Raw genomic sequence first — 8,598 nt, 5'->3', positions numbered from 1 at the left:
CTTCACAAGCGCAATCGCGCCCGTATCTGTCGGCGGCGTCACAACCGTGCCAACAGACGTGTCGCTCGGGTCAGTCCCAGCCGTCCCATCCGTGCCCTCATTGCCAGCATCAGCGCTGTTCTCAGAGGCGTCAGAGATCGCAACCGGAACCGGGGTCAAAGCCGTCACAGGAGGTGTCCCCCCCGCAGTCGCTATGTTCTCAAAGCTACTCGTAGCAAACGCGTTCAATCTAACTGTAAAGGCTACAGTGTAGCTGTCCTGCACCGCCAGGCGACCAGTCGCGCCGATCAACGCCGTAGCACCGCCCGCATAGGGCGCACCCGTGTTCGACACCGTGACAGAGCCCGCAAGGGTCGGCTGAACCGTCACGACGGGTTGGCTGACCACAGACACCACAACACCAGCACCAAACTGCGTGATCAAGTCATCTGTCAGTGTCAGGTTATCCAGCGTCACATTGCCGCTGTTCCTCGTCACCAGTGTATAGGCCACATCGACTGTGCCGTCAGGCCGCAGAGCACCTACACTCGCAGATTTCACAACCTCAATGTCAGGCGTTTGATCCGCCACAACCGTCTCGGTTGCAGGTTGACTTGTAACCGGCACACCACCTGCTGGGAACTCCGTTTGCGCAAGAACAACGTTATCCACCTGACCAAGGTCCAAGTCCGCCTGCGTCACCGCATAGGTGGCAGTACAAGTTGCAGTTTCGCCAACGAACGGCCCATTGGGCACTGTCGCCCCTACTGGCGTTGCCACAAAAGCCGGATCCGGAGTGAATGTCGGATCAGTCCCAGCGGTCGGAGCCCAACAGGTAAACGGCGTGCCAGCGGTAACCGCAGTGCTCGCCGCCGTGCCATTCACGGTGGTGACAACGATCAGGTCCTTGTCATCCGTCAATGTGATCGGCTCCGCAAAGGCCGCCCCGCCGGTGTTGGTGACCACATATTGATAGGTGATGGTGTTGTCTACAGCTGTGAAGTTCAATCCCGCAATGGCTGTTTTCGCAACATCCAAAGCCGGCTCTGCATTCGCAGGGAAGATCGCGTCATCAACCGGGCTGTCCCCCGTTGTCGTCGTATTGGCCGTGGCCACATTGGTCACCGAGCCCACCTGAATGTCGGCGGCACCAATCGTATAAGTCCCCGTACAGGTCAGCTGGTTCACACCATCAACAATGGCATCCGGCGTCCCGTCTCCATCGGGGTCAATCGGGGGCAAGCCAGCCGCCGGAATGGCTGGGCAAGAGATATTCGCCGGCGCAATAATATTGTCCGAGATCGTCAATGTATCCGTAGATGGAATAGAGACGTTGCCGGTGTTCGTAACCGCAAATTCGTAAGACAACATATTGTTTGGGGCCACATTCGTAAAGGACCCCGGAGGGCTAACCAGCGTCTTCTCCATCGCGAGCCCAGTCACAGGCGTCAGAACAATAGACGTTGGGTTGTTGTCGCCACTCGTGTTGCCGGTGCCACCTACAGTGCCATCCACCCCGTCCACGCCGTTCGCGCCAACCCCATTATCGGACACATCGTTCAAGGAGTTGCCAAATGGGTCTGTCGCAGAAGCCTCGGCTTGGTTGTCCACCTTGCCTGCATCAATATCTGCCTGCGTCAGCGTATAGCTGGCCGTGAAGGTCACGCTGTCGCCAGCCGCAAGGTCATTCGCGCCACCTGCGCCGTCAATATCCGTGCCACCCGCGCCCAATACTGGATTCGGAAGTGTGCCTGTCCCCGTGAAGCCACCCGCAACCGTTTCGTCCACATCGACATTCAGCGCGTTCAAGACTGTCGCCGTATTCGTCACTGTGTAGGTGTAGGTAATCGTATCGCCTTCATTCACCTCTGGGCCGCCTACCACGCCTGCGTTCAAAGTCGCGGATTTCACGATCTCAATCGCGCCCGTATCTGTCGGCGGCGTTATGATTGTCGCGACACTTGTATCGGTTGGATCAGACGTATCCACTGTCCCGTCCGTACCCTCATTTCCTGCGTCGGAACTGTTCTGAGAGTTATCGGTAACCGCAGTTGCGCCCGTTGCACGCGGGGTTCCCGAGGCCTCTGCCGAGTTCTCGAACGGGGTAATCGCCCCTGTCGCATTCGCGTTCAGGTTTACTGTAAAATTCACGGTAAAGCTGTCGCCGGATGCCAGCACGCCGCCAGTGCCAATCAAGCCGTTAGCCCCGTCATATGCGGGTGAAGCATCTGCAGGCACAGTTGATCCCGTAGCAGTCGCACCTGTCACCGAGTAGTTCGTAACCGCGCCAACCGCAGCCGCGCCAAACTGGCTGGCCAGATCATCGCTCAATGTCAGCGTATCAAGCGTCAAAGAGCCCGTATTTTCGACTTCGATGGCGTAGGTTACATCAACTGTGCCATCCGCTTGCAAAGGACCAACCGTTGCGGATTTTGTGGTTTCCAGATCAGCTGTTGGGCAAGCATAAGTCTCAAAATCTACGCCACCGAAGCCACCGGTCGAGTCCAGAACAGCGAACTGGAGGATAACAATTCCGTCCGCAGGGTATGTAACATCGATTGTATAGGAAATTCCGTCCGCACGCGGATTAGATGCCGCAGCTACCGCTCCAAATATCCAGCCATCGTCATTGCCTGCATTAGAGCTTGAATTAGTATTGATGATCCCGCCACTGACATTCGTTTGCCAATAGGCGGAGTGTTCGTGCGCGCCGCCGGTTAGAATTGTCAGTGTTTCCGTGGTCCCAGGGTCACCTTCAACACGAGCAGCAACTCGGAAAATCTCTGAGATGGGATTTGGGTCATTCCCTAATGTCGACGTTTGCCCGGAACTGTTGGAAAGAGCAACGCCGTTAGACAGGAAAGACCCACTCGCGGTTGGACTCGCGGACCCACCAAAGAAACTGACAACCCCCGTACCGGAATCGCGAGAGAAATTCCCTGCCCACACATATGGGTCATGATCCACAGCCGTCTGCGGTACACCGGGCACACCTGACCCAAAATCCGCATTACGTTCAGTCGATGGTGAACCTGGGTCGATCAGGAATATTTCGTGCAAGAACCCCCCACACTGGCCGGGTACTAACGTGGCCAGCGGGGTGCCCGTTAACGACACTGTCTCAGTTGCTGTCGGATCTACCAACGTTCCCAAAGACGGCGTACCCGTTGCAGTGGCGGTGTTGGACAATGTACTGCCCGCCTGCAAATCGATCGCACGAACGCGATAGGTTGATGTAAACGTGACGGAATCCCCAATGGCCAATACATCAACATCATCATCGGCACCGTCATCGGAGCTCAACGTGCTTGTGTTTGTCAGTGTACCGACAATGATATCGCTCAATGGGCCAAGGCCATTATGAGCGTCTGAAACGGAAACGTCATTGATATCTACGTTACCGATATTCCTAACGGTATAGGTGTAGGTCACCTCTTCGCCTACCTCTACTCCGACCGTCTTGCTGGCAACTTTGTCCATCGACAGCTCAGGTGCTGGGGCGGCAATAGAAAGAACGGCAGGTGTCGTTGGTGCGTCAACGCCATCCAGCCCTGAAATCTGACTAGCGCCATTAGAAAACGTACCGGCAGAGGACGCCACAACCTGCACCATAATCGTACAGGATGCTTCATTTTTGGCGAGGTCCATTCCCTGGACCGAAATCGTAGACCCGCTTGCCGAAATAGTTCCGTCCCCACAGGTCGTGGTGGGAGTAAATCCAGGAAACACAGTTAAGCCCGACGGCAAACTGTCAGTGAAGGCCATGTCAGGTCTAGCAAACAGATCAGCGTTATTTTCTATCGTAAAGGTTAGATCGACCGGTAGCCCCACCAAGGACGATGCCCCGAAAGTCTTAGTCAGCTGTGCGGGTCTAGGAGTCAGTGCTACGATCTGATCAATACCGTGAAGATCGGACCCACGATCAAACCCGCCTACGACTTGATCGTAGTCATAATCTACGCGAAATGAAGAGACGGTTCCGGCTGTATTAATGACACCAACAAATGTTGCCGCTCCCTGCCCTTGTGTAATTGTTGTTAGCAAGGTTCCACTAGGTGATCTCACATCAACAGGGCCTGTCTGGCCCGAAGCGATCAATAGACCGTCGGATAAAGTGAACAAAGCTGTTCCATCCACTGAAAATGTCAGTATATCGCTGAACGCCCCCGACGGGCCATGGTCAAAAATGTCGACAACATTAAAGCCAAGTCCCAGCTGCGGGGAACTATCCGTCAGGATTGTGTTCCCGTCCTGACTACCTGAAGTTGGATCAAACCGTGTAGAGGACCCACTTACAGCGAAGGGGCCACTGCCCGCAGAGATCGCATATGTGGACGAAATGGTAACACCGCCGGCATAAGTCGTTCCCCCGCCGGTTGGGCTTTCGGCCGCATTAGGCACGCCCGCGGAATCAAAAGCAGAACGATCATTAATATAGACATCATAGTCGCCGACTGAAAATGTCTGGGCCTGCGCCACTGTGGCGCCAAAACCGATCGCAAACAAAAATAAAAGGGAACGAAAGACGTAAATTAAGTATGCTTGCAGCACCTTGAAATTGATTGAGGACATTGCAGAGGTTGATACGGCATTCTCTGTCTTCAAAAAATTAACCTTCATTTTCGTCCTTCACGTCTTCTTCAAAGTTCTAAGAGAGGTGCTCAAAGTGTTTGGCACCTCGTTCCAGCAGCCGATTGCTCACTAGACACGATCAATTCGCCACCACCCCAACAAAACCAAGCCCGCCCGAGACACCCAGAACCAACCTGATTTAATGACGTAGGGAATTTGGATTCCCGAGCGTATCCCATTGTTATTAAAGGGATTAAACCTTCAACTCTTAAAGGTCGATATCATTGGTAACGCAATCGTGAGTAATCGTGAACATTCGTGATGCAACGTTAACACCAAGGCGACACAAAGATAAAAGGGGGGGGAGACAGGCAAAAAACCATTACCAGTATTTGTTGCAAATACTCCTCGGTTAGGTGAGGAAATGCGTCAAAAACATGGCGTGAAAAAAAGGCTTTAAGATTTTAGCAACTTTTTTAGGCAGTAAAATACAAACCCCGAAATCTCAAAGTTGAAAACCGAAGACCTAGGATTCGAAAATTCAACTCCCGCATTCAGAAGATACCCTTCATATTTTTCCCCTTGCGCACTTTGACGACAAAAGCCTGCATACTCCTTGGTGCGCCCACACTGCCGACCACAGCACCTATCAAACTCAAAACCATCCAAATCACAAAGATTTGACTTCGTTCACCTTAATTTTACATATTCGAATTTTCACTCAGCAGCTAAGGGAGAAAAAGCACACCAAAGCGTCACTACGCTGCTATTTTGTAAGCTCCACACAAAAGTGTGTCGGGAAGTTGACACTAAAGCTGTATCCAATCCGATGGACAGGAACCCATGACATCGGCCAGATTCAACCTTAGGGGCTGCAGCCCCAGATATGAGTGCGGATTCCAGATTGGCAGACTTAATTCGTGACAAGCCAGTGACCCAAGCCATCCCCACTCAGCTGAACGAACACACTTTGAGGCGTTCCATAGGTACCCGCGCCTTGATTTAGCTCAAAACACCAATTCAGAACACAGTTGCGATCTCTCACCTCATTGTATACAACTGCATACAAATACGGCGTATTGATCCTACAGGCCATGATGGCTTATCGATGCCCGAACTTCATAAGACTTTATGCCTAGGAGACCGTCATGGGGCTTTACACTGAATACCGTAGCGAAATCGAGGCTCGTAAAGAGCAAGGATTGAACCCGAAGCCAATCGACGACGGGGCCCTCACAGGTGAGATCATTGAGATCATTCAAGACGCTGGCAACGCACACCGAGATGAAGCGCTGAACTTCTTTATTTACAACACCCTGCCCGGCACCACGAGCGCTGCTGGCGTGAAAGCTCACTTCCTCAAAGGGATCGCGTCTGGCGAGACCAAAGTTGATGAGATCACATCCGAATTTGCCTTTGAGTTGCTGTCGCACATGAAAGGTGGACCCTCCGTTGAGGTTCTGCTGGACCTTGCCTTGGGCGACGATGCAGGTATCGCGGCGCAGGCCGCTGAAGTACTGAAGACGCAAGTCTTCCTCTATGATGCAGACACTGATCGCCTGAAGGCGGCATTGGACGCGGGCAGTGCCGTGGCCCGCGACATCTTGGAAAGCTATGCTGAGGCCGAATTCTTCACCAAGCTTCCCGATGTTGACGAAGAAGTTCAAGTTGTCACTTACGTGGCTGGCGAAGGCGACATCTCGACCGACTTGTTGTCCCCTGGTAACCAAGCCCACTCTCGCTCTGATCGTGAGCTGCACGGCAAGTGCTTGATCTCTGAAGCCGCGCAAAAGGAAATCGAAGCCCTTAAGCTGCAGCACCCCGACAAGCGCGTCATGCTGATCGCGGAAAAAGGCACGATGGGCGTTGGCTCATCGCGGATGTCCGGCGTGAACAACGTGGCACTTTGGACCGGCAAGAAGGCCAGCCCTTATGTGCCATTCGTAAACATCGCCCCTGTGGTTGCTGGCACCAATGGCATTTCGCCAATTTTCTTGACGACTGTCGGCGTGACGGGTGGCATCGGTGTCGACCTTAAAAACTGGGTCAAAAAGTTGGACGAGAACGGCAAGCCGATCCTCAACAACGATGGCAACCCAGTGCTGGAGCAGCTCTACTCGGTGGAAACCGGCACAGTGTTGAAGATCAATACCAAAGAAAAGAAGCTGTACAACGAAGCAGGCGACGAAGAGCTTGTGGATATGTCTTCCTCCTTCACTCCGCAAAAAGTGGAGTTCATGAAGGCTGGCGGCTCCTACGCGATCGTATTTGGCAAGAAGCTGCAGACATTCGCCTGTGAAGCCCTCGGCATCGAGGTTAAATCCGCCTTCGCACCATCCAAAGAAATCTCTAACGATGGCCAAGGCCTTACTGCGGTTGAGAAGATCTTCAACGCAAACGCACGCGGTAACACGCCGGGTAAAGTGCTGCACTCCGGATCGGACGTACGGGTAAAGGTCAACATCGTGGGTTCGCAAGACACCACGGGCCTGATGACCAGCCAAGAGCTGGAAGCTATGGCCGCGATGGTTCTGTCTCCTTCCGTTGATGGCGCATACCAATCAGGCTGCCACACGGCATCCGTTTGGGATTTCAAAGCACAAGAAAACACCCCGCGCCTGATGTCCTTTATGAACAAGTTCGGCTTGGTCACCGGCCGCGACCCCAAAGGCCAGTACCACGCGATGACCGACGTGATCCACAAGGTGTTGAACGACATCACGGTGGACGACTGGGCGATCATCATCGGCGGCGACAGCCACACACGTATGTCCAAAGGCGTAGCCTTCGGCGCGGACTCCGGCACAGTGGCTTTGGCCTTGGCAACTGGTGAGGCCTCCATGCCAATTCCAGAATCCGTCAAGGTGACCTTTAAGGGCCAGATGGCCGACCACATGGACTTCCGCGATGTGGTTCACGCCACTCAGGCGCAAATGCTAGAGCAATTCGGCGACAACGTCTTCCAAGGCCGTATCATCGAAGTGCACATCGGAACTCTGCTGGCGGACCAAGCGTTCACCTTCACCGACTGGACGGCCGAGATGAAGGCCAAGGCGTCGATCTGCATCTCCGAAGATGATACGCTGATTGAATCGCTGGAAATCGCCAAATCCCGCATCAAGATCATGATCGACAAAGGCATGGAGCATGAAAACGGCATGCTGCAAAACCTGATCAACATTGCGGACAAGCGCATCTCTGAAATCCGCTCAGGCGAAAAACCTGCGCTGCGTCCTGATGACAATGCTGCATATTTCGCAGACGTTGTAGTTGATCTGGATGCCATCAACGAGCCTATGATCGCCGACCCTGACGTGAACAACGCCGACGTCTCCAAGCGCTACACACACGACACAATCCGCCCAATCTCGCACTACGGCGCCGAGAAGAAGGTTGATCTTGGGTTTGTTGGCTCCTGCATGGTGCACAAGGGTGATATGAAGATCGTCGCCCAAATGCTGCGCAACCTCGAAGCGCAAGACGGCAAGGTCGAGTTCAACGCGCCTCTGGTTGTAGCCGCCCCGACCTACAACATCATCGACGAGTTGAAGGAAGAAGGCGACTGGGCCGTATTGCAGAAGTACTCCGGCTTTGAGTTCGACGACGTCGCACCAAAGCAAACAGCGCGCACCGAGTATGAGAACATTCTCTACCTCGAGCGTCCGGGTTGTAACCTGTGCATGGGCAACCAAGAAAAAGCCGCCAAAGGTGACACTGTTCTGGCCACATCCACACGCCTGTTCAAAGGTCGTGTGGTTGAGGATGCAGACGGCAAGCTGGGTGAATCCCTGCTGGCCTCCACACCTGTGGTTGTCTTGTCCGCGATTTTGGGCCGCACACCGACACTGGAAGAGTACAAAACCTCGGTGGAAGGGATCGATCTTACCAAGTTCGCCCCACCCATCCAAAAAGCTCCAGGCACAATGTCCGCACACTTCTAAAAAGAGCGACCTTGGACCCGGCGGCTTAATCCGCCGGGTCCATCATTTCGCGGAATGTCCGATCGGACGTCAAAGCGACCACGGTTAAGCATGCCGACAAAGTGCA

2 protein-coding genes are annotated in these 8,598 nt (G+C 53.8%); one reads left to right on the top strand and one right to left on the bottom strand.

The window, feature by feature from the left end; all coding sequences use genetic code 11:
• The coding region (locus ABJN86_RS03845; RefSeq protein ID WP_348362623.1) for a hypothetical protein at positions 1–4,380 on the bottom strand (4,380 nt) is incomplete at its 3' end.
• Between the two features lie 1,319 nt (positions 4,381–5,699).
• On the opposite strand from ABJN86_RS03845, the gene ABJN86_RS03840 reads away from it, so the two are divergent.
• Positions 5,700–8,492 carry a bifunctional aconitate hydratase 2/2-methylisocitrate dehydratase gene (locus ABJN86_RS03840; protein WP_348362624.1) on the top strand — a complete coding sequence of 931 codons (2,793 nt, stop codon included), beginning with the start codon at positions 5,700–5,702 and terminating at the stop codon, positions 8,490–8,492.
• Positions 8,493–8,598 lie beyond the last annotated feature (106 nt).

Origin of the sequence: Litoreibacter sp., assembly GCF_039974535.1 — a bacterium.
In the GTDB taxonomy this organism is placed as follows: domain Bacteria; phylum Pseudomonadota; class Alphaproteobacteria; order Rhodobacterales; family Rhodobacteraceae; genus Litoreibacter.
Note: the sequence above shows the minus strand (reverse complement) of the source record. Positions and strands in the feature narration are given on the sequence as shown.

What these genes read in the sequence shown, in the direction of transcription:
- ABJN86_RS03840 (WP_348362624.1), top strand. Translation starts at nt 5,700, where the DNA reads ATGGGGCTTTACACTGAATACCGTAGCGAAATCGAGGCTCGTAAAGAG.